Raw genomic sequence first — 19863 nt, forward strand, 5'->3', positions numbered from 1 at the left:
GGAGCTACGCGGTACCGCAGATATAGCGCACGATCTCGGGCGTGAGCCAGCCCAGCGCGGCCAGCAGCACCACCCACACGGCGAGCAGGAAATGCCAGTAGCGCGCGCACAGCGTCATGCGGAGCACGGCACCTTCACCGCTGCCGCGGAATCCCGCCGCATAGGCCCAGCCCGCCAGGCCGCCGAGCACGTGCAGCCCGTGCATGGCGGTCAGCAGGTAAAAAAAGCTGCCTGCGGGGTTGCTCGCCGGACCGACATGGACCGCGTGCAGCGCCAGCCACGCCCATAACTGGGACGCAACAAAAGCTGCCGCACCGAGTCCGCCCAGACGCATCGCCTGCCGCGCCCCGGCCATGCGGCCCGCGCGTGCCAGGCGTACTGCAGCCTGCATGGCCACGCTGCCGGCGGTCAGCAGCGCGGTGGACAGCCATACTTGCCACGGCAGTGCAATGCGCTGCCAGTCCGGACTGTCCATGCGCATCGCATACGCCGTCAGGAACAGTGCGAATAAGACCGTGACCACGCCCATGAAGACCCACAGGCCAATGCTCGCGGGCGCGCCGCCTGCCTGCCCGTTGCGGGTATGTCCGCCTCCCGACGGATTGCCGCCGAAATCATCGCGGCTGACCTTGTAGACGGCTTCGGCGTTCATGCCACGGCTCCACGGCTTGCATGCGGTTCAGGCTCGGCGCCGCCCGCTTCGGGCGGCGCGTTCTGCGCGATGAAGTCCTCTTTCGCACCCGGCACGCTGTAGGCATAAGCCCAACGGTACGCCACCGGCAGGTGCGGACCCCAGTTTCCATGCGCAGGCGGCGTCTCGGGCGTCTGCCATTCGAGCGACGCCGCGCGCCACGGATTGCCATCGGCCTTGCGCCCATGCCACAGGCTCCACGCAAGGTTGAAGACGAACAGCAATTGGGCAGCTGCCACGATGAAGGCGGCAATCGAGATATACATGTTCATCACGTGCGCCGATTCGGGAATGAAGGCGTAGTTCTCGTACGCGTAATAGCGCCGCGGCATGCCTAGCACGCCGAGGTAGTGCATCGGGAAGAAGATCGCGTAGGTGCCGATGAACGTCGTCCAGAAGTGAACGCGGCCCATGGTGTCGTCGAGCATGCGGCCCGTCACCTTCGGATACCAATGGTAGATACCGCCGAACACCACCAGGATTGGCGACACGCCCATCACCATGTGGAAGTGTGCGACCACGAAATACGTGTTCGACAGCGGGATATCGACGCTCACGTTGCCGAGGAACAGTCCGGTCAATCCGCCGATGACGAAGGTGCTGATAAACGCAATCGCGAACAGCATCGGCACCGTGAAATGGATATCGCCGCGCCACAGCGTGAGCACCCAGTTGTAGACCTTGATGGCGGTCGGAATCGCAATGATCAGCGTGGTCGTCGCGAAGAAGAAACCGAAGTACGGGTTCATGCCGCTCACGAACATATGGTGCGCCCACACCACCACCGACAGCACTCCGATCGCCAGGATGGCCCACACCATGGTGCGGTAGCCGAAGATGCTCTTGCGCGCATGCACGCTGACCAGGTCCGAGACGATGCCAAACGCCGGCAGCGCGACGATATACACCTCCGGGTGCCCGAAGAACCAGAACAGGTGCTGGAACAGCAGCGGGCTGCCGCCCTTGTAGTTCAGCTGCTGGCCCATCGAGACCATTGCCGGCATGAAGAAGCTCGTGCCGAGCGTCCTGTCGAGCAGCATCATCACGGCCGAGACGAACAGCGCCGGAAATGCCAGCAGCGCCAGGATGGTCGCCATGAAGATGCCCCATACCGACAACGGCATGCGCAGCAGCGTCATGCCTTCGGTGCGGGCCTGCAGCACGGTGGTGACGTAGTTGAGGCCGCCCATCGTCGCCGCGACGATAAAGATGCCCAGCGACACCAGCATCAGGATGATGCCCCACTCGTAGCCCGGCGTGCCGGGCAGGATGGCCTGCGGCGGATACAGCGTCCAGCCCGCGCCGGTGGGCCCGCCCGGCACGAAGAAGCTCGCCAGCAGCACGATCACCGACAACAGGTAGACCCAGTAGCTGAGCATGTTCAGGAACGGGAATACCATGTCGCGCGCCCCGACCATCAGCGGGATCAGGTAGTTGCCGAAGCCGCCAAGGAACAGCGCCGTCAGGAGGTAGATCACCATGATCATGCCGTGCATGGTGACGAACTGGTAGTAGCGGTTGGCGTCGATGAAATCGAACTTGCCGGGGAACCCGAGCTGCATGCGCATCAGGTTGGACAGCGCCACGCCCACCAGCCCCACCACGATGGCCGTGATGGTGTACTGCACGGCGATCACCTTGTGGTCCTGGCTCCAGACGTAGCGGGTCCAGAAGCTCTGCGGTGCGTGGTGGTCGGCATCGTCGGCGTAAGCCATGCGTCTCTCCTCACTTCGTCGCCGCCTTGGGCGAGGCCGACGGCGGCACCACGGCGGCATTGGATGTCGTGTAGGTGCCCGATGCCGACGACGCTGCCTGCGAACTGGTCTCGGCCGCGGCGGTGGCCCCGGTGGGCGCCCCAGCCGACGCGGACTCCGGCGGCGCGGCGCCTGTGTCCGCTCCACTGCCCTGCGAACGGATATACGCCATCAGGGCGCCAATTTCATCGTCAGTCAGCGCTATCTTGGGCATGACCGGGCCGAAGCCCTTGACCAGCCGAGCCTGCGGATTGGTGATTTCCTCTTTCAGGAAGTCATCGTTGACCGGGGCGGTGCTACCGTCGGCAAACGTCTCGGTCCTGCCATACAGGCCTTTCCACGTCGGACCCACGCCGGGGTTGCCGTCAATGCTGTGGCACCCCGCGCATCCCTTGCTCTGTGCCAGCGCACGGCCCCTCTCCAGCAGCGCGGGATCCACGCCGGCAGCGGCACCAGCCGCCGGCACCGGCGCAGTTGCCGGCGGTGCGGCGGCCTTGGCGAGCGTCAGCGCAAACGTCGGCTGCTTCGCCAGCCATGCGTCGAACGCAGCCGGCTCTTCCACCACCACCATGCCGCGCATGTTGTAGTGGCCCACGCCGCAAAGCTGCGCACACAGGATTTCGAAGCGCCCGGCCTGCGTCGGCGTGAACCAGAACGACGTCACCATGCCCGGCACCATGTTCATGCGCGCGCGGAACGGCGGCACGTAGAAGTCGTGCAGCACATCGCGCGAGCGCAGCAGCACCTTGACCGGCCGGTTCAGCGGCAGGTGCACTTCGGGTCCGCTGATGACAATGTTGTCCTGGCCGCGCGGATCATCGGGGTTGAGGCCAAGCGGGTTGGTGCCGCTGATGAAGCGCGGGTCGGATGTACCGAGCTGGCCGCTCTTGCCAGGAAAGCGGAAGGCCCACTGCCATTGCTGACCGATCACTTCGAGCACCATCGCCTCCCGCGGCGGGCGCACGTAGTCCGCATAGACGAACAGGCCCGGCGCGAGCAGCGCCATCACGCCGAGCGCCGTGCCGATGGTCAGCCAGATTTCGAGCTTCCTGTTCTCGGGATGGTAGTCGGCACGATGCCCGGGCTGCGCGTCATGCCGCGGCGCATCATGGCGAAAGCGCCAGACCATATAGGCGAGGAACAGGTTGATGACGATGAAGAAGACGCCCGTGATGACCAGCGTAATGGTCAGCGTGTCGTCCATCTGCTTCCAGTTGGACGCCAGCGGGGTCGCCCACCACGGGCTCATGAAATGAAAGAGCACCGAAGCGACGACGATGACTACGAGTACGATGGCCATCGCCATATCCACCCTCCTCCTCGCGCGCGGCGAGGGATGCGGAAGTCACGCAGGGTTGAGATAAGACTAGTGCATGCCGTCAGGTCACTGCAAGGCGACATCGGGACGAGACCGACGCCAGACAGGTGCGCGGGCTTGCCGCATTGCACAAGCACTGCCGCGCCGGAAAAAACGGCGGATGGGGCGTCGTTGCCCATCCGCCGTTGTCGTCGCACGCGGCCCGTGTAGTAGCAAAGCGCGCGGCAAAACCGCCCTGTTGCAAAGCGGCGCGGTTCAGGCGGCGCGAAGCGCCCGCTCCGCACCGGCAGCGCTCAATGCGATACGTCCTTGCTTTCCAGCTTCCAGTAGCAAACCGCCGCCACCATGCCGAAGATCAGGTGCCCGACCAGCGTGTGCCAGCCACGTGCGTCGGCGAACCATGTGAAGAAGCGTGTCATGACATGGAAGTCGAACAGGTAGACCGCCAGGCCGAACACGGCGCCGGCGAGCAGGATCATGCGAATGCTCGAATCCAGCTGGAACGGCGCGATGATTACGGCGAGCACCATTCCCAGCACGGCGCCCAGCACGAAGTGGATCAGCAGTGCTGCAGCCACGGTGCCTACGCTGAACAGCGACGTCTGCAAGACGTCACGGCCCATCAGGATAGCGGCGATCATGCGTGTGGTCCCCCACGGATTCACGCCCGACACCATCGTTGACCAGAACAGCTCCACCACCAGCAGCAATGCGCCGGCCGCCAACCCGGACACCGCGGCAGCAGTCCAGTCCGGTGAGCGTCGCACGTAATGGTGCGAATGCATGTGAAGTTCCATAGCCACCTCCGCCTCTCTGTATTACGCCATAGGCCACGCGATAGGCCCGCGTATTTGCTCAGCATAGGACACGCGGGTTGCAGAATTGGACTGGGTGGGCCGAAAAAGATGCCGGAGTCCGCGCAGCGCCACACATTGCATGGCACGAGGTGACACGCACGGTACGCGATTTGCCAGGCCTGGCATGCGGGTCAATCCCGATGCATGCGGCCGTTCATCCGCCACACACTGTCTATACTGGAATCACAAGACAGAGAGACAGGAGACCGCCATGTGGCATTTCCAGGCGCACGATCTTGTATTCCTGATCCCGATGGCACTGGTAGGCGTGATCGCAATGGGCTCGATCCCGGTGACCGCCAGATACCTGCGTATCAGCTGCCGCACCATGGGCGCACTGATTGGCGCGCTCGTGGCGGTGCTGGTACTTGAGGCATTGCCGTTGCTGATCTGAGCCGCAAGGCCCGGTTGGTATTTCGAGAGAGAGGAGGGCCGCCCAATGTCGATCGGCCTGCTTGCTACCGTCATGGCAACGCTGCTGTGCATGACCGTTGCGGTCGCACTGTGGCGATGCAGCCACCCCTACCGCATGCGCTACCGTCGTTGCGCGCGACACCGGCAACGTATCGGCATCTGCCGGCAGGCAGTGCGCCACTGATTACTGCTGCCGCGAATGACGCCACCGGCACAAGCCGATGACGTTACAGTTCGATCATCGCGAACTCAGCCTTGCCCACGTCACATTCGGGGCAACGCCAGTCATCAGGAATATCTTCCCAGCGGGTACCCGGCGCGATGCCGTCATCGGGCCAGCCCTGCTCTTCGTCGTACACCCAGCCGCAGATCACACAAACCCAGGTCTTGTAGGCGACTGCTTCTTCCAGCTGATCCTGCAACACGTTCTCCTGTAACGCCGCCCGCTGGCGGCCCGATAGTTTCACCGGGCCGAATCATACGCGGTTTTTGCGACAGGCAAACGAAAGCGGCCGCCGGCGCCCCGGTGGTGCCCGGTCGGCGCCAGCCTCTTTGCTAACAGCCCTGATGGCCTATTGCCGGACCGAGAAATCGACGCGATTCGGCGCCCCCTTGTCCTTGATGCCATCGGCATTCAGATGTGGTGCGGTCAGGAACAGCCGGTCTTCCGGCACTTTGCCGTCGCGCTCGAGCGCCTGCTTGACGACCAGCGCGCGCTGGTCGGCCAGGTGCCTGAGGTCGGTTTCCGACACCGTGGCATTCTCCATCAGCAGCCGTTCCATTTCCTCGGGCGGCAGCGACTTGGCCATGCCGATGAAGTTGCGCGGCTTCTTCACGGAGGCGCGCTTGTAGACCTCTTCAAGGTACTTCGGATATTCCTGCTTCGACACCTTCACGTCGGCGCCCTGCTCCCCAGCCTCGCTATCGCTGGCTTCGTCGCCTTCCTGCGCGCTCTTGCGCAGGTCGCGCCGCTTCTGCTCGGCCACGCGGGCGTCGAGCCATGCGCGGCGGGCACCGGCTTCGTCGGTGGCCGGGTCGATGCGGCCGCTGATTTCGAGCTTCAGCGAAGGCCGATCGTTGAGTGCCTTGGCAACCGTGGCAATCTTCTCCTTCGCAGCGGGCGCCAGTGTCGACGTGCCCGGCGCAAATTCGACGTAGCCAAGCTCTTCGCCGCTGCCACCGCCGAATGCCGATCCGATCAGCGCGAACGGCGAGGTGATCGCCTTGGCCAGCAGGTTCACGATCACGCGCACGATCACGCCGCCGATGCTGAACTCCGGATCCGACAGTGAGCCGGACACCGGCAGGTTCACGTCGATCACGCCGTGGCGGTCCTTGAGCAGCGATACGGCCAGCAGCACAGGCAGCTTGGTGGCGTCGGGGCTGTCGACCTTGTCGCCGAACGTAAGCTGGTCCAGGTACAGGTGATTGCTCGCGTCGAGCTTGCCGTGGTCGATCTTGTAGGCCACGTCCACGGTGAGTTTGCCCTTGGTGATCGGATACCCCGCGTACTTGGCCGCATACGGCGTCAGGCGCGTAAGCTCCACGCCCGATGCCTTGGCTGCGATATCGAGATAAAGCTGCTCGCCGAGCGGATTGATCTTTCCGCTGATGCTGACCGGCGCATCATCATCAAGCCGGCCATTGAGCACGAGATCGGCCGGCGTCGGATCTCCCGAGGAGACCTTCGACACCGAGCCCTTCATACCGGTCAGATTGGCGCTGTAATTCGGCTTGACGAAAAAGTCCGAGAAATTGATGTTGCCTTTATTCACCGACACGCCGCCGATCAGCACCTGCGGCTTGGGGCCCGCAGCAGCCTGCGGCGGCGGCGAAGCAGCCGGCGCGGAGGCCGCCGCCGGCGCCGAAGCCGGGTTCGCCTGCGTCAGGCTGGTGGCCGGCTGCGCCTCGCCCTTGGCCGCGCCGCCCGCCATCACGTCCTGCAGGTTCAGGCGCCCGTTCGCGTTCAGGATCACGCGCGCATAGAAATCCGACAGCGCGATGTTATTCAACGCCACGCGCATCGGACCCTTGCTGTCGTCCATGTTGAAATCGATGCCCGACACCGCGAGCGTGCGCCAGCGCAGGAAGTCGTCGCCAGTGACGCGGTCTACCGTGCGCACGTTGGCCACCTGCGCATTGCCCGTAAAGCGCGCGGCAGTCGGCTTGCCCGGGGGCGCGCTGTAGGCCACCTTGCCCTTGACGGTCAGCGTGCCGCTGCGCAGCGCGGCATTGAGGCGATCCCCCACATAGGGCTGCACGGGTGCAAGGTCGACATCGCGCAGGTCGAGCTGAAGCTGCCCGGCGGGAGCGGCGGGCAGCACATTGCCTTCGATGCCGACCACACCGCGCTTGCCCGTTTCGGCATGCAGCTTGACGGGCACAGCCGCCGTGGTAAGCGGCCATGTAATGGCGCCCGTGCTCAATCCGATATTGCGGTACTGATGAATAACGGGGCGGCCACGGTTGACTTCGGCTGGCGCATAGTCAGCGAGCCGTGCCCAACCGCCTTCGAGCCCCACCTTGCCGAGCCGCACTTTCCAGCCCCCGGCGGCAGGAGGAGGCGTGGTCCCGTTTTCCGCCGTGGTTCCCGCGGTCGCCTGCCTGCTGCGTTGGACCTTGGCCTGCTCTTTCGACTCGGTTGCCCAGATGCGGGCCATTTCCAGGAGTTGCCCGCGGTAATCGCGCGTCGCCGCTATCTGCGGGCTGGTGACCGCTAGCTGGCCTGCTTCGAACGTCTGCTTTGCCAGGTCCAGGCCAATGTCATCAAGTACGACCTTTTCCGCCTGCAGCAAGGGCAGGTTCGCCCCTTCGATGTCGGTCTCGCGCGCACGTCGGGCGCGGCTGGCGCGCTCGGTACGTTCCGCAAGCACCTTGCGCGCGGCCGGCTGGCTGGCAGGCACCGCAACCGTCGGCATGACCACCGGTTCGCGCGTGGCGACCCGGACATTGGCCAGTTCCAGCCGCGACTTTTCCAGCACGAACTGGAACACGGGCTGCGCCCACGACATCCGGTAATGGAGTTCCGCATTGATTGCGGTGTTGCCGAACTGCGCCCTCAGCTCACGCGGCCACCATGATGCAAACCCCTGCGGTTGCAGTCCTGCAGTTTCCAGCGTGCCGGCCAGCGTACTCTGGCGCATCGACAGTTCGCCCATATGCGTGAGCGTCTGGCCATTGGCGACCGTGATCGTGGCTTGCAGCTTGGTCGCCTTGTCGGCTTCGGCACTGACCAGGCCATTCACTTGGGCGTCGATCGGGCCCACAGCAAGCTTGCCAGGGCCGGAAAGCGCCAGCGCGTCTTCAAAGCCGATGTGGGCCTGCCTGAGCGTGATGCGATCGACGGCATAGCGCCAGGCGGCCTCTTTTGCCGGCGCGGACGCGGCCGGTGCAGACGCCGGGGCCGCCGGCGCAGATTTGGCGGCAGGAGCCGCCTGCGGCACGAAAGCCGTGGCGAGATTCAGCGAGCCATCCGCGCGTCGCACAGCCGCGACGTTCAGCCCATCGATGTCGACGCTGCGCAGATGCGCCTGCCGCGCGAGCGGCTCGACGCGGTCGATGTCGAACGCGAGCTTGCCGTTGCTGATGAGCGGTGCGCCGGCGAGCGTGCGCACGTCCAGTTCGCGCAGCGCCGCCGTGCCGGACACGAAGATGTCCTGTTTGTCCTTCTGCTGCCGGAAACCGAGCGTCAGGCGCGTATCGAGCAGCCCATGCTTGACGTCTGCGTCCTTGAGCTTCGGCGCAAACGGCATGAAGCGGGCCACATCGAGCCCGTCGAAGTTGACGTTCAGGTGCGTTTCGCGCGAATCGGCAAACGGCAGCACCGTGCCATCGAGCGCAAGCGGCGTCCCGTTGACATGCGCGCTGAGCGTCGGCCGCGTGACGATCTCCACGTCATGCGGCAGGTTGGACAGGAACGGCAGCGTCAGGGTCAGGTTGTCGACCCGCACGTTCGAGCCGGCGACCTTGTCCTCGTAGGCCACCGAGCTGCCGGTCACGGCGATGTTATTGACCGAAAAGCGGGCCGGCTTGGCATCGGGTGGCTTCGGCGGCTGCGCGGCCAGCTTGTCCTGGATATCGGCAAAGCTCAAGCGGCCATCGGCCTCGCGCACCACATGGACGGCCAGCCGGTCGATATGCAGCGAATCCACCACCGGCGCAAGGTGCCAGACCGAGGCCAGCGAGGTGTCGGCCTCCAGCTCGCCCAGCGTCACCGCCGGCGTCTTGCCGTCGCGCTCGTAAATGGTGAAATCGGTCAGCGTCGCTGCCAGTTCGAACGGGCGCACATGCGCTTCGCCCAGCGTCACCTTGCGGCCAAGCGCTTCCGTCGCGTTCTTCTCGATCAGCGATTTGATGAGCGGCGGACCGCCGAAATATCCTGCCAGGCCAAACATCGCCAAAGCGGCCACCACGCCGCCGGCCACGCGCAAGGCCAGCTTTCGCCGCGGCGTCGCCGTGGCGAACTGTATGGAACTCTTGATTTCCATGTCATTCCCGATGAATCTAACCCCGCCACCCGTAATGCACGATACTTTGTGCCCCGGATTTCACTTTTTTTTGACATTATGGCCATGGCTCGCAGCAAAGCAAGTGAATCGTCCTTTGTCTTATCAACGAGACAACGCGTGGGCCAAGGGCTGGATCTGATATCTTTACGCCTTTGCGAAGCGTTTCGTCGCAAGCCTGCGGCTTACCCGCCACGTAGTGCCTGCTTCTCCCGCGCTGTACCCTCCGGCCACACCCTCCACGCAATCCGTGTTGTGCGCTTCGCATGAGATGCCATTCATGCGAGTCAACTCATGTCCACCACCAGCAGTACCGCCCCGATCACGGGTGCGCCGGCCCAGCCCGCGCGATCTCTGACGGGCCAGGATTACAAGACCCTTTCCCTCGCCGCACTGGGCGGCGCCCTCGAGTTCTACGACTTCATCATCTTCGTGTTCTTCGCGACGGTGATCGGCCAGCTGTTCTTCCCGCCGTCCGTACCAGACTGGCTGCGCCAGCTCCAGACCTTCGGCATCTTTGCCGCGGGCTACCTGGCTCGCCCGCTCGGCGGCATCATCATGGCTCACTTCGGCGACCTGCTGGGCCGCAAGAAGATGTTCACGCTGTCGATCCTGCTGATGTCGGTCCCCACGCTGCTGATGGGCCTGATGCCGACCTACCAGACCATCGGCCTGCTGGCTCCCATGCTGCTACTGGTGCTGCGTATCCTGCAAGGGGCCGCCGTAGGTGGCGAAGTGCCGGGCGCCTGGGTGTTCGTCTCGGAGCACGTGCCGGAGCGCCACGTCGGCTATGCGTGCGGCACGCTGACCTGCGGCCTGACGGCCGGGATCCTGCTCGGCTCGCTCGTGGCTACCGGCATCAATTCGGTCTTTACGCCTGCCGAACTCGCGGACTGGGGTTGGCGCGTGCCGTTCCTGATCGGCGGCGTGTTCGGCATTGCGTCGATGTACCTGCGCCGCTGGCTGCACGAAACGCCGGTCTTCGCCGAATTGCAGAAGCGCAAGGCTCTGGCGGCGGAAATGCCGCTGAAGTCAGTGGTGCGCGACCATCGCGGCGCGGTCGTCGTGTCGATGCTGCTGACGTGGATGCTGTCGGCGGGCATTGTCGTGGTGATCCTGATGACCCCGACCTTCCTGCAGAAGCTGTACGGCTTTGACGCGCGCACTGCGCTGATCGCCAACAGCGTGGCAACGCTGTGCCTGACCTTCGGCTGCGTGATATCAGGAGCGCTGGCCGACCGCATCGGCGCGCGCCGCACGCTGTTCTTCGGCGGCCTGCTGCTGGCCGCCAGCGCCTACGCGCTCTACACCACCGTCCAGACCCGGCCCGACCTGCTGGTACCGCTGTATGCGCTCGCCGGCTTCCTGGTCGGCACCATCGGCGCCGTGCCGTTCGTGCTGGTCAACGCGTTCCCTGCCCAGGTGCGTTTTTCGGGCCTGTCGTTCTCGTACAACCTCTCGTATGCGATCTTCGGCGGCCTGACTCCGATGGTCGTCACGTTGATGCTCAAGAACGATCCGCTGGCGCCGGCGCACTATGTGGTCGCCATCTGCGCGCTCGGCATGGTGACGGCGTTGTTCGTCAAGGATCGCCCGCGCGGCTGATGCGCAGCGGCGAGTTGCCAGGCACTGCGGCAAGTTGCCACAACATCAAGGAGGGCTGCCTGCCCTCCTTTTTCATGGTCGCCGGCTACCGGCTGTGTTCGCGAAAGAATTCCCACATCATCGCGCTGGCATCGGGACCGGTGGCGCTGTGATAGCTGTAGTCGCCATCCCCTCCGCTCCACGCGTGTCCCAGCCCTTCGACTTCGACGAGTGTGACAAGGTCGCGGCTCCAGCGCCCGAAGCGCGCCTCGTGAAAGTGGCCGGCCGGCAACTCGATGTCGGCCTCTTCGATACCGCGCAGCCGGTCTTCCAGGCGGTTGTAGGCCAGGAACTGCCGTGCCAGCAGGCGCCCGTTGACCGGATGCACCGCGTCGTCGTCAAGCCCGTGCACGACGATTGCCGGCAGTTCGGGACCGCCGGGCGTGGCGCCAACCGCGTCGACCAGCCACGCCGGATCGGCCTCCGACCCATGGAGCATCGCCCGGAGGCCCGCCCCCGGATTATCGGCCGCTCCCACCACCACCCCGGAGTGCAGGCCGACTGCCGCCACGCGCTCCGGATAGCGCAGCGCAACCACGGCGGCCATGGCAGCGCCAGCTGACATCCCAGCAAGGTAGACCTGGTCCTCACGCACGTCGTGGCGCCGTGCCAGCGCATCGATCAGCGCGGCAACCGCCTGTGCTTCACGGCCGCCTTCACCGGCGGCAAGGTCGAACCACTGCCAGCAGCGCTGGAGTTGGCGCCGCAGCGGCTGCTGCGGATAGGCCACGATAAATCCCTCTCGCTCGGCCAGCGCATTCATGCGTGTGCCCGCGGCGAGGTCGTCGGGAGTCTGGCGGCAGCCATGCAGCATCACCACCACGGGCAATGGGCCGCGAAAGCGGTGTTTGGCGCTGGCCGGTACGTAAAGGTGATAGGAAAGCTGCGGCACCAGTTCGCCGGGCTGCGGCGCCAGGCGCAGCCGGTGCGATTCCCAGCTGCCCGGCAATTGCGGCACAGGGTACCGCGGAGAAAGCGGGACACCATGCGGTGTCCGGATCCGGCGCCGTGGCGCCAGCGGGCTCAACGATTCAATGCGTTCCAGCCACGATTTCACTTGTGCTTCGGTCTGGGCCTGCGCCCGGCTCATTCGCCGGAATTGCGCCTGCCAGTCCGTGGCGAGGCTCTTGGCCATGAGAACTCCTGGTCATCTGAGACGTGTCTCCCCGGGTGCTTCATGTTGTTGCAATGCAGCATATCACAAGCCACTGCAGGCTTGCCCCGCAGCGTGGCTTTTTCGCATCGCCTCAGATCTGCCGATCAGCCGGACAGAGTCGAAAACATTCAATTAGTCCAACAAAAGAATACAGATCACGGAGAGATAGCTACCGTTGTTGCGCATTTATACTAGGCTATCGCCCCTAGGCGCTCCCACTTCTCCATGTCGGATCCCGCCTCGCCCTCTTGCTCCTTGTGCCTGTTCCGCCACGTCTGCCGTCATGCCCCGGCGGCCGGCACGCGGCCCGACGCCGAGAAACCGCTGCAACCGGCGCACCTGATCGTGCCGGCAGGGGATGCTATTTTTCGCCAGGGCCGGCCCGTGACAGCGGTGTTTCCGCTTCGGCAAGGCAGCGCCAAGCAGGTCTATGAATCGCCACTGGGCTGGCGGCAGGTGACGGGCTTTTCGCTGTCCGGAGACGTCCTCGGGCTCGAACCAAATGAGGCGCCGGCGCACAGCGTGAGCGCCCTCGCCTTGCAGGACACTGAGTGTTGCGTGGTGCCGGTCGAAGCGCTGCGCGCGCACATGGCCAATGCGGGATTCCGCGATTCGGTGCAGGCAGTGATGCGCCACCAGGCGGAGCGCGAACGCATTCTGCTCGTCGCAGTGGGCTCGATGAAAGCCGCGCAGCGGCTCGCAATGCTGCTGCTGGATCTGGACGCCGAACACCGGCGCCGCGGCGGCGCCGATAGCGCGCTCACGCTGGCCATGTCGCGGACCGATATCGCCAGCCTGCTCGGCCTGACGCTGGAAACGGTATCGCGCCTGCTGTCGCGTTTCGCCTCGGTGGGTCTGATCTCGGTGCGTCAGCGTCGCCTGCGGCTGATCGACCGCGACGGCCTGGCTGCCGTCTATGCGGATCTGGACCCGATGCCGCGACCGGGGCCGGCCACAATCGGCTCGCTGGCCGGGACTGGCAACGAGCCCCGCCCGTTCTAGCCGACATCCCAGAGGGCGGCCGGCCTGCCGTCTAGCGTTGAGTTCTACCGTTCAGCGATGCGACACACGCTGCCACCCGTCCGGGGAGAAGCTCCGGATGGTCTTGGCACGCGTTGCTGTCCCGGCGCCCAGGTCACGCTCGTAGAACGTCTTATCGCTGCCGAGCAGAAACGTGTGGATGCCACTCTGGCCATACTGCGCGGGCCAGGCCACGAAGGCGTATTTGGCATTGCTGCCCTTGGGTGGCGCGATCGCCCGGTAGTGGTAGCCGTAAAACGCGGAATCGACAGGCGTCTCCGGCACCATTGCAAGCGCGTCCGGCCCAAGCGGGCTGGCATTCTCCTGGCTTGTCGACGGCCAATACAGACCATTTGTCTTGCCGGGGCTGCTCACGAGTTGGGTCGCGTAGCGCCCGCCCCCCACCTGTTGCGCGTAGCGCTCCTGCGCATCGGCGAGTTGCAGCAGCGTCTCCATGGCCACCAGCTCATTGCGCCCCAGGCGCCGACGCAGGACTTCACGTTCTCCGGCCTGCAGATCGAAGTGCCAGCCGTTCTTCTGTTCGACCAGCGGCGCGGGAAACGTCCAGCCACTTTCACCAACGGTCAGCAGCGCACGGCGCTCGCCATCAGGCTGGATCGCGTGATGCCGGGCCCAGGCAGCCAGGAATTCGTAGACGTCATCGCTGTCCACGCCGCTCGGCGGCAGCAGCTTGTGAAAGTCGTTGCCAAGTACGTGCCTTAGCGCATCGTCGTCGCTGCGCGAGATGGCGTCGCCGAGCGCTTCCGCTGCGGCATCGGGCGTTGCATACATCTGCTGCGCCAGCACCGGTGCCCCCGCCGACAACGCAACGACGGCCACCAGCGCGCGCATCGCTGACATGGTTTTACGCATCATGATTACCTCCGGCCATGTCCGAGATGTCCGCCTCCACCACCGCCGCCGTGGACGCCCCCGCCCTGCCGTCCTCCGCCACCATGAAAGCCACCGCCCTCGCCACCAAAGCCCTGGCGTTGCGGAGTGCCACGTGCCGGCTGTGCCGCGACGCGTTGCGACTGCTGCCGAACGCGGTCGCCATTGCCGGCATCGCGCAGCGCGCTGTTGCGGTTGGCATTGCGCGCGCGGTCGCGCGCCTGGGCCTGGTCGGCACGCTGCCGATCGGCACCGGCCGGGCGCGGGTTCTGCACGCCGCCACCGTTCGCGCCGGGCCTGTTTTCGGCGCCCTGGCGGCCGCGGTCCGCGACGCCACCGCCGCCGTGTCCCGGCATCGATTGCCCGGTGCGGCTCTGGAACGATTGGGCGGCACGCTCGCGTGCCTGTTCGCGTGCATCCGCCTGTCCGCCAGCACCCGGGCGCTGCACACCACCACCGCCCGCGCCAGGGCGCGGCGTACCGAACTGACCGACTTGCGGACGGTTGGCGATACCGGCCTGCCGTTGCTGGTCGAACCGGTTGCGCACGTTTGCGTTGTTGTAGGGCACGTTGCCGCGATTGGCGGGATTGTGCTGCCAGTTGACGTTGGACCGGTTCACGTCGAGACGGTTGTTCACGTTGATGTTGTTGTAGCGGTTCACGTTGATGTTGACGTCGTGCGATCCCCAGTTGAAACCGCCCCACAGCGAATTGACTGCCGCCACACCAAGGCCAAAGCCAATGCCTGCCACCAGCGACGTTGCGAACACCGATCCCGGCGGCGGTGGATAGTAGGCCGGCGGATATGCCGGATACGGCCACGCGCCATAAACAACCGTGGGGTTGTACGCAGGCACGTAGACCACCTGAGGATTGACCGGTTCGATCTGCACCACGGTGGTCGCGCCGGTGGTCTGCGTGACCACTCTCTGCTGCTCCGTGGTCTTGAGAGATCCGGCCTGCTGAGCCTGCCGTCGCAAGCGCTGCACCGAGTCCATGACATCATTGGGTTGCGCAAGGAAGGCATCACCGAGGGACTGCACCCATTGGGGCTCGCGCCCCATCATGTCCATCACCGACGGGAATGCCACGAGCGATTGCACACTCGGGTCCCACGGCTGGTTGCTGACTGCCTTGGTGGCTGCATCGCCGGACAGGCTCGCATTGGCCTTCGACCATTGCGCGGCAGACGCAACGTCGGCCGGGTAGGTCGCAGCCATCAACACCTGCGACAGCAACGCATCGGGATAGAGCGCGACCGGCGCGGTGAGCTGGTCGAGTTGCGCGTGGCTGAGCGGAGCCTGCGCCATCGGCCCGCCAAACGGCGCCAGCAGCATCAACCCCAGACACCAGGCAAAAATATGACGGAAGCGGTGCATGTTCGCTCTCCACAGGAATGCAGTCGGACACATCGCGTCCAGCCATGACCGCGACAGCGGTTTGGCAAGTCCGCCAGTTGCGTGGGCGGGCGCAGGGCGCGCCGCCGCTACCGGCTCTGTTGCGTGCATTCCTGGCGATACGCCTCCTCAAGGCGCTTGCGATCCGCTTGCCGCTCCAGCGTCGGATACGTGCGGCCGTCGGCCGTGGTCACCGACGGCTTGCCCGTCGACCACTGCTCACCGACGGGCAGCGCGTTGATCTGGTCGAGCAGAGACTGGCAGCGCTGGCGCTGCGGTACCGACAAGGTGCCGTCTGGCGATTCGACCGTTGAAGTGGCACTGTCGAGCATGCGCGGCGGCGGTGGCGCGACCATCGGCGCCGGTCGCGCCACGTCCGCCGCAGCCCAGACCTGGGCGGCCAGCAACCCTGTACCCGCCAACATGCAAACCTTGCGACAAATCACAATACTCAAGCTAACACTCCGGGACTGCGCCCGGTTCGCACGTGCGCAGCCCGGGACGCCTGCTGGACCGCATGGGTCCGGAATTAGTAAATGAAGGTCAGCGGTCTTTCCCGCTGCCATTGCGGCCGGTACGGTTGCGCAGCAATTCGAGTTTAAGCAGTGCATCGGCCAGCATGCTCTTGAGCCTGGCGTTCTCCTCCTGCAACTCACGAAGCTTGCGCCCGTCGCGCGCATCGCCCTGCCCGGGCTGACCATAGCGCGCGCGCCAGCCATAGAAAGACGCGTCGCTGAAGCCGTACCGCGCGCACAACTCGCGCACCGGCACGCCGCTGGCGGCCTCGGCCAGATAGGTGCGGATCTGCTCTTCCGAATACCGTCTGTTCACCGATTTTCTCCGCTACGCAACCATCCCCATGCGCGCCGGTAAGCGTGCCCGACCCTGCCCGTACGTTAGCCCACCGCCGCGCCAAAAGGCAATTCAACGTCTTTGCTGCGCGAGTTAAGCAAATTGTGCGACCCTGACAGCAAGCGGCTGTCAGATGGACATAGCGCCAGCATCAAGCCACCACGCGCCCTCGCAGCCATAACAATGTCGTGGCGGGGTATGCGTGTGTCAGCCACCATCCTGGTTTTTCCAAATTGGAATCCAATTTCACTGCAAGGCGCGACGGCGCGCTTTTCCCATTTCGCACGACATCGACAACAGCCATTTCGTCCGCCGCCTTTGCTGCGAAGCGCACAACCTTCCTTGTGTCCTGTAGAGGCTTTCAGCACGTTTCCGGCGGCTTTTGACCATGTTCCGATGTCTGGACAATCAATCTTGACAGTCGCCGCACGGCATACCCCAATGCAGTTACTTCCTAGGAACTTTCTGGATGTTGTATTAAGATTCCTCGGCATCAACTAAATTTCGTACGCCCGCAAACGGCGCTCCACGGAGCCCGTACAGACGGGCGGCCCGCCAGTTCTTCACCGGTACGGACACATCGGTGACACACAAAGAACTGCCGGCAAGCACGGGCCTGAAGGATTGATGAGTCACTGCGCCATTTGTCGACGCGAGTCGGACATTTAGGAGTTGTGCCATGCTTCTTAGCAGCCAGATCCGCCGCCAACATCGCTTGCCGGTTCCCGTTCCCACTGCCACGGTAATTTCTTTCTCTACCCGCGAACCCGATTGCTGAGGTTCGCGGCGCGCGGCGCTCGCCCTCGGGCTGCATATCGCCGTCGCATTGCCGGGCAATTGAACACAAGAAAAAACAAAAACAGAAGTCCATGGATCGGGAGAAGTCAGAATGCGTCATGTCAGCACGAAGTTGTTGCATGTTTTCGTCTTAGTCATGGAGTACCGCGACCTCAGCGCGGTAGCGGCCTGCACGCAAGGGCGTGTCCCGACGGTCGCCTACAGCCTGGCGCGGCTGCGCGAAATCACGGGCGATCCGCTCTTCGTCAAGCGCAACGGCACGCTGGAGCCGACGCCGCACGCGCTGCGTCTGGAGCAAACCGCCCGGCAGATCCTGGCGAAATGGAACCAGCTTGTGCGCCCCAATGACCTGGTCACGGAGAAGAGCCATCAGGGCCGACGCCTGTCGATCGGGTTTTCCTCGTCCATTGGCGACCCGGTAATCACTGAAATCCTGACCACACTGTGCGAGCGATTCCCGCATGACAGCTTCGTGACGCGGCCCGTCATTGCCGATGCCACGCTGGCCGAAAGCCTGGACAGTGGCGAACTGGACTGCGCTTTCGTGGTGGATGGCGGCCACAACCCGGCGAAAGTATTGCCGCACAACATCCTCGCAACGCCGCGCCGGCTCGTCAGCGCAATGCGCGCCGGCAGCGCCGACGATACGGAAAGCGACTGGATCCTGCTGCAGGAAGACTGCGAAGCCGGTAGTCCGCTGCGCAGCTTCCTTGCGCGGCAGGCGAGCACCCCGGGACACCGCGAGACCGTGGTGCCATCGTGGCACACACAAATCACGCTGCTGCATTCGGCCGGTGGCATCTGCCCTGTGCTCGATTTCAACGTGCCCCTGGTCACGCGCGATCGCAAGACGCGCCTGCTCGCGCCCCCGAGCAGCTTCCCGGAATGGGCCGCCCTGCATTTCTGGGCGCCCGAGCGGGCACGCGACAAGGGCGCGCTGCGCGACATCATGGACGTAGGCAGTGCTGTCCTACGCGACCCCCTCAAGGCGATCGACAACCGCCGCAAGGTCCGGCAGGAACCGCCTCGGCACGCTGCAGCGGCCTGAGCCGCGGCAAGCGGGCAGTTCGCCCTCTTAGCCACTTCGATCGATTGCGGTAGCGCAAGCGTTAGTCACGCATATTCCGTGGGGGACGATGCCGTTTCCGCTCTGGCCCGCCCCTTCGGCCATTTCGGAAAAATCGCGCCATCGGCGCCGTTACATTTAGCTGCACGTATTTGCGAAGTTTCCTAGTCCGCCGGGACCGCGACATCAGTATTCTGGGTGCGCACTGTCGTGTCGCGGCCGCCTCCCGTTTGGCTCGAGATCCGGCATGTGCGCCGATGTTGATGCGTCTTTCGCGCCGCACGCTATACACGCGTGCGGCGATTTTTTGGGACGCAATCACGACGTCTATTCCCCCACGAGAAGGAACCGCGCCATGACCTTGAGAATCCTGCTGGCCGACGACCACCCCCTTGTCTCCACCGCGGCCCGGGACCAATTGCAGACGCAGGCGGGATGGGAGGTGTGCGGCATGGCCACCAGCGCGACAGATTTGCTGTGCTGCGCCCAGGCACTGCGGCCCGATGTGGTAATCACCGACTACCACATGCCGGGACCGGGAGATTCCGATGGCATACGGTTGATTTCCACGCTGCGGCGGCACTATCCGGCAATGGCAGTCATTGTGCTGACGATGATCACCAATCCCATGATCCTGCGCTCGATCCTCAAGTCGCGCGTGCACGGGCTGCTGCTCAAAGATGCGCCTCCGAGCGAGCTGGTCACCGCGGTCGTCCGCATACAACGGGGCTTCGACTACGTTGGCAAATCAGCACTGGAAATCCTGACGCGATCGGACCCGGATAGCCTGATAGAACCCGGCCAGCCCGTTCCCCAACGCATGTCGGTCCGTGAAACGGAAGTCATCCGCCTCTACCTGAGCGGGCGCTCGGTCAGCGAGATTGCCGGCATCATGTGCCGCAGCGTCAAGACGATCAGCCGCCAGAAAAATTGCGCCATGCAGAAGCTCGGGGCCAACAATGACCGCGATCTGTTCGAATGCGCTGCGCGCCAGGGCATCCTTCTGCCCAGCTAGCGCAAATGATCGTGCCGGACGCTTAGTCCGCGTCCGCCATCTCCGCGGCACGCGCCACGGCATCGGCAATGCCGGCCTCCAATTGGGCAAGGCCTCTCGAGAGTTCGCCCATGGTCGACTCGGGAACGTTTTCCAGCACATCCTGTAGAAAGGCCGAGCGCAGCGGCATCTTGCCTTCGACCACGTCCCGGCCAGTTGCGGACAGCGTCACGTGGGTCACACGGTTGTCGCGCTCCGAGGTATTGCGCAGGACCCAGCCAAGCTCCTCCAAGGCCTTGAGCTGCCTGGTCAGTGCACCGGGATCCATGCCCACGCGCTCAGCCAGGGCTTTCTGGGCGATAGCATCTTCCTGGAGGTGCAGCGCAAACAGGATGCGCCATCGCGGCAACGGAAGCCCGATACGCTGCTCGAAAGCCGCTGCATAGGCGCGGTAAGTCCGCCCGAACTGCTGCAGTACCGCAAGGCTTTGTCGCTCCAGTTCCATC

General features: G+C 64.6%; 18 protein-coding genes. 6 read left to right on the forward strand and 12 right to left on the reverse strand.

The annotated features are described in order from the left end of the window. Positions 1 to 4: 4 nt before the first annotated feature. The 4 genes from K2O51_RS03195 to K2O51_RS03210 all read right to left on the reverse strand — a co-directional run bounded on the left by K2O51_RS03195 (position 5) and on the right by K2O51_RS03210 (position 4560). On the reverse strand, positions 5 to 652 hold the full coding sequence (locus K2O51_RS03195; protein WP_011299759.1) for a cytochrome c oxidase subunit 3 family protein: 648 nt from the start codon (positions 650 to 652) through the stop codon (positions 5 to 7). Beyond that, entirely contained in the window at positions 649 to 2406 is a 1758-nt protein-coding gene (gene ctaD, locus K2O51_RS03200) for a cytochrome c oxidase subunit I (protein ID WP_011299758.1), read from the reverse strand. The genes K2O51_RS03195 and ctaD overlap by 4 nt, the downstream gene beginning before the upstream one ends. Positions 2407 to 2416: 10 nt before the next feature. Continuing rightward, positions 2417 to 3751, reverse strand: coding sequence for a cytochrome c oxidase subunit II (locus K2O51_RS03205; protein ID WP_011299757.1), 1335 nt, complete (start codon positions 3749 to 3751; stop codon positions 2417 to 2419). Positions 3752 to 4056: 305 nt separating this feature from the next. Continuing rightward, positions 4057 to 4560: a hypothetical protein gene (locus K2O51_RS03210; protein WP_011299756.1), complete on the reverse strand. Its 504-nt coding sequence runs from the start codon at positions 4558 to 4560 to the stop codon at positions 4057 to 4059. A 271-nt stretch (positions 4561 to 4831) separates the two neighbouring features. Here K2O51_RS03210 and K2O51_RS03215 point away from each other — a divergent pair, with 271 nt between their 5' ends. Further along, positions 4832 to 5014: a hypothetical protein gene (locus tag K2O51_RS03215; RefSeq protein ID WP_011299755.1), complete on the forward strand. Its 183-nt coding sequence runs from the start codon at positions 4832 to 4834 to the stop codon at positions 5012 to 5014. Positions 5015 to 5059: 45 nt separating this feature from the next. Then, a complete protein-coding gene (locus K2O51_RS03220) occupies positions 5060 to 5218 on the forward strand; it encodes a hypothetical protein (RefSeq protein ID WP_166487066.1) in 159 nt (52 codons plus the stop codon). 43 nt (positions 5219 to 5261) lie between these two features. On the opposite strand, the gene K2O51_RS03225 is transcribed toward K2O51_RS03220, so the two are convergent. Then, positions 5262 to 5459 (reverse strand): rubredoxin, encoded by a 198-nt coding sequence (locus K2O51_RS03225; RefSeq protein ID WP_084791939.1) that lies wholly within the window; start codon positions 5457 to 5459, stop codon positions 5262 to 5264. A gap of 147 nt (positions 5460 to 5606) precedes the next feature. After that, positions 5607 to 9521: a DUF748 domain-containing protein gene (locus K2O51_RS03230; protein ID WP_011299753.1), complete on the reverse strand. Its 3915-nt coding sequence runs from the start codon at positions 9519 to 9521 to the stop codon at positions 5607 to 5609. Between the two features lie 312 nt (positions 9522 to 9833). Between K2O51_RS03230 and K2O51_RS03235 the strand changes: the two genes are divergently transcribed. Beyond that, complete coding sequence (locus tag K2O51_RS03235) at positions 9834 to 11144, forward strand: MFS transporter (protein ID WP_140949643.1); 1311 nt, start codon at positions 9834 to 9836, stop codon at positions 11142 to 11144. Between the two features lie 85 nt (positions 11145 to 11229). Here the strand turns inward: K2O51_RS03235 and K2O51_RS03240 are convergent, their stop codons facing one another. After that, positions 11230 to 12318, reverse strand: coding sequence for an extracellular catalytic domain type 1 short-chain-length polyhydroxyalkanoate depolymerase (locus tag K2O51_RS03240; RefSeq protein ID WP_220630479.1), 1089 nt, complete (start codon positions 12316 to 12318; stop codon positions 11230 to 11232). 246 nt (positions 12319 to 12564) lie between these two features. Here K2O51_RS03240 and K2O51_RS03245 point away from each other — a divergent pair, with 246 nt between their 5' ends. Further along, complete coding sequence (locus K2O51_RS03245; RefSeq protein ID WP_011299750.1) at positions 12565 to 13341, forward strand: Crp/Fnr family transcriptional regulator; 777 nt, start codon at positions 12565 to 12567, stop codon at positions 13339 to 13341. Positions 13342 to 13392: 51 nt separating this feature from the next. Here K2O51_RS03245 and K2O51_RS03250 read toward each other — a convergent pair whose 3' ends face one another. The 4 genes from K2O51_RS03250 to K2O51_RS03265 form a co-directional block, all read right to left on the reverse strand. Beyond that, positions 13393 to 14235, reverse strand: a complete 843-nt coding sequence (locus tag K2O51_RS03250) for a DUF2950 family protein (RefSeq protein WP_220630480.1) — start codon at positions 14233 to 14235, stop codon at positions 13393 to 13395. A 2-nt stretch (positions 14236 to 14237) separates the two neighbouring features. Continuing rightward, positions 14238 to 15629, reverse strand: a complete 1392-nt coding sequence (locus K2O51_RS03255) for a DUF3300 domain-containing protein (protein ID WP_140949646.1) — start codon at positions 15627 to 15629, stop codon at positions 14238 to 14240. Between the two features lie 107 nt (positions 15630 to 15736). Next, positions 15737 to 16072, reverse strand: coding sequence for a hypothetical protein (locus K2O51_RS03260; protein ID WP_041680119.1), 336 nt, complete (start codon positions 16070 to 16072; stop codon positions 15737 to 15739). A 118-nt stretch (positions 16073 to 16190) separates the two neighbouring features. Continuing rightward, on the reverse strand, positions 16191 to 16478 hold the full coding sequence (locus K2O51_RS03265; protein WP_011299746.1) for a transposase: 288 nt from the start codon (positions 16476 to 16478) through the stop codon (positions 16191 to 16193). Positions 16479 to 17388: 910 nt separating this feature from the next. Here K2O51_RS03265 and K2O51_RS03270 point away from each other — a divergent pair. Both K2O51_RS03270 and K2O51_RS03275 read left to right on the forward strand, forming a co-directional pair. After that, entirely contained in the window at positions 17389 to 18345 is a 957-nt protein-coding gene (locus K2O51_RS03270) for a LysR family transcriptional regulator (RefSeq protein ID WP_011299745.1), read from the forward strand. 373 nt (positions 18346 to 18718) lie between these two features. Then, a complete protein-coding gene (locus tag K2O51_RS03275; RefSeq protein WP_140949655.1) occupies positions 18719 to 19378 on the forward strand; it encodes a response regulator in 660 nt (219 codons plus the stop codon). 22 nt (positions 19379 to 19400) lie between these two features. On the opposite strand, the gene K2O51_RS03280 is transcribed toward K2O51_RS03275, so the two are convergent. After that, positions 19401 to 19862: a MarR family winged helix-turn-helix transcriptional regulator gene (locus tag K2O51_RS03280; protein ID WP_011299743.1), complete on the reverse strand. Its 462-nt coding sequence runs from the start codon at positions 19860 to 19862 to the stop codon at positions 19401 to 19403. Position 19863: the final 1 nt, after the last annotated feature.

The sequence above is a fragment of the Cupriavidus pinatubonensis genome (genome assembly GCF_019602855.1).
Taxonomy (GTDB): Bacteria; Pseudomonadota; Gammaproteobacteria; order Burkholderiales; family Burkholderiaceae; genus Cupriavidus; species Cupriavidus pinatubonensis.

Coding starts and splice junctions, on each gene's coding strand:
- K2O51_RS03195 (WP_011299759.1), bottom strand. CDS start 652: ATGAACGCCGAAGCCGTCTACAAGGTCAGCCGCGATGATTTCGGCGGC.
- ctaD (WP_011299758.1), bottom strand. CDS start 2,406: ATGGCTTACGCCGACGATGCCGACCACCACGCACCGCAGAGCTTCTGG.
- K2O51_RS03205 (WP_011299757.1), bottom strand. CDS start 3,751: ATGGCGATGGCCATCGTACTCGTAGTCATCGTCGTCGCTTCGGTGCTC.
- K2O51_RS03210 (WP_011299756.1), bottom strand. CDS start 4,560: ATGGAACTTCACATGCATTCGCACCATTACGTGCGACGCTCACCGGAC.
- K2O51_RS03215 (WP_011299755.1), top strand. CDS start 4,832: ATGTGGCATTTCCAGGCGCACGATCTTGTATTCCTGATCCCGATGGCA.
- K2O51_RS03220 (WP_166487066.1), top strand. CDS start 5,060: ATGTCGATCGGCCTGCTTGCTACCGTCATGGCAACGCTGCTGTGCATG.
- K2O51_RS03230 (WP_011299753.1), bottom strand. CDS start 9,521: ATGGAAATCAAGAGTTCCATACAGTTCGCCACGGCGACGCCGCGGCGA.
- K2O51_RS03235 (WP_140949643.1), top strand. CDS start 9,834: ATGTCCACCACCAGCAGTACCGCCCCGATCACGGGTGCGCCGGCCCAG.
- K2O51_RS03240 (WP_220630479.1), bottom strand. CDS start 12,318: ATGGCCAAGAGCCTCGCCACGGACTGGCAGGCGCAATTCCGGCGAATG.
- K2O51_RS03245 (WP_011299750.1), top strand. CDS start 12,565: ATGTCGGATCCCGCCTCGCCCTCTTGCTCCTTGTGCCTGTTCCGCCAC.
- K2O51_RS03250 (WP_220630480.1), bottom strand. CDS start 14,235: ATGATGCGTAAAACCATGTCAGCGATGCGCGCGCTGGTGGCCGTCGTT.
- K2O51_RS03255 (WP_140949646.1), bottom strand. CDS start 15,629: ATGCACCGCTTCCGTCATATTTTTGCCTGGTGTCTGGGGTTGATGCTG.
- K2O51_RS03260 (WP_041680119.1), bottom strand. CDS start 16,072: ATGTTGGCGGGTACAGGGTTGCTGGCCGCCCAGGTCTGGGCTGCGGCG.
- K2O51_RS03270 (WP_011299745.1), top strand. CDS start 17,389: ATGCGTCATGTCAGCACGAAGTTGTTGCATGTTTTCGTCTTAGTCATG.
- K2O51_RS03275 (WP_140949655.1), top strand. CDS start 18,719: ATGACCTTGAGAATCCTGCTGGCCGACGACCACCCCCTTGTCTCCACC.
- K2O51_RS03280 (WP_011299743.1), bottom strand. CDS start 19,862: ATGGAACTGGAGCGACAAAGCCTTGCGGTACTGCAGCAGTTCGGGCGG.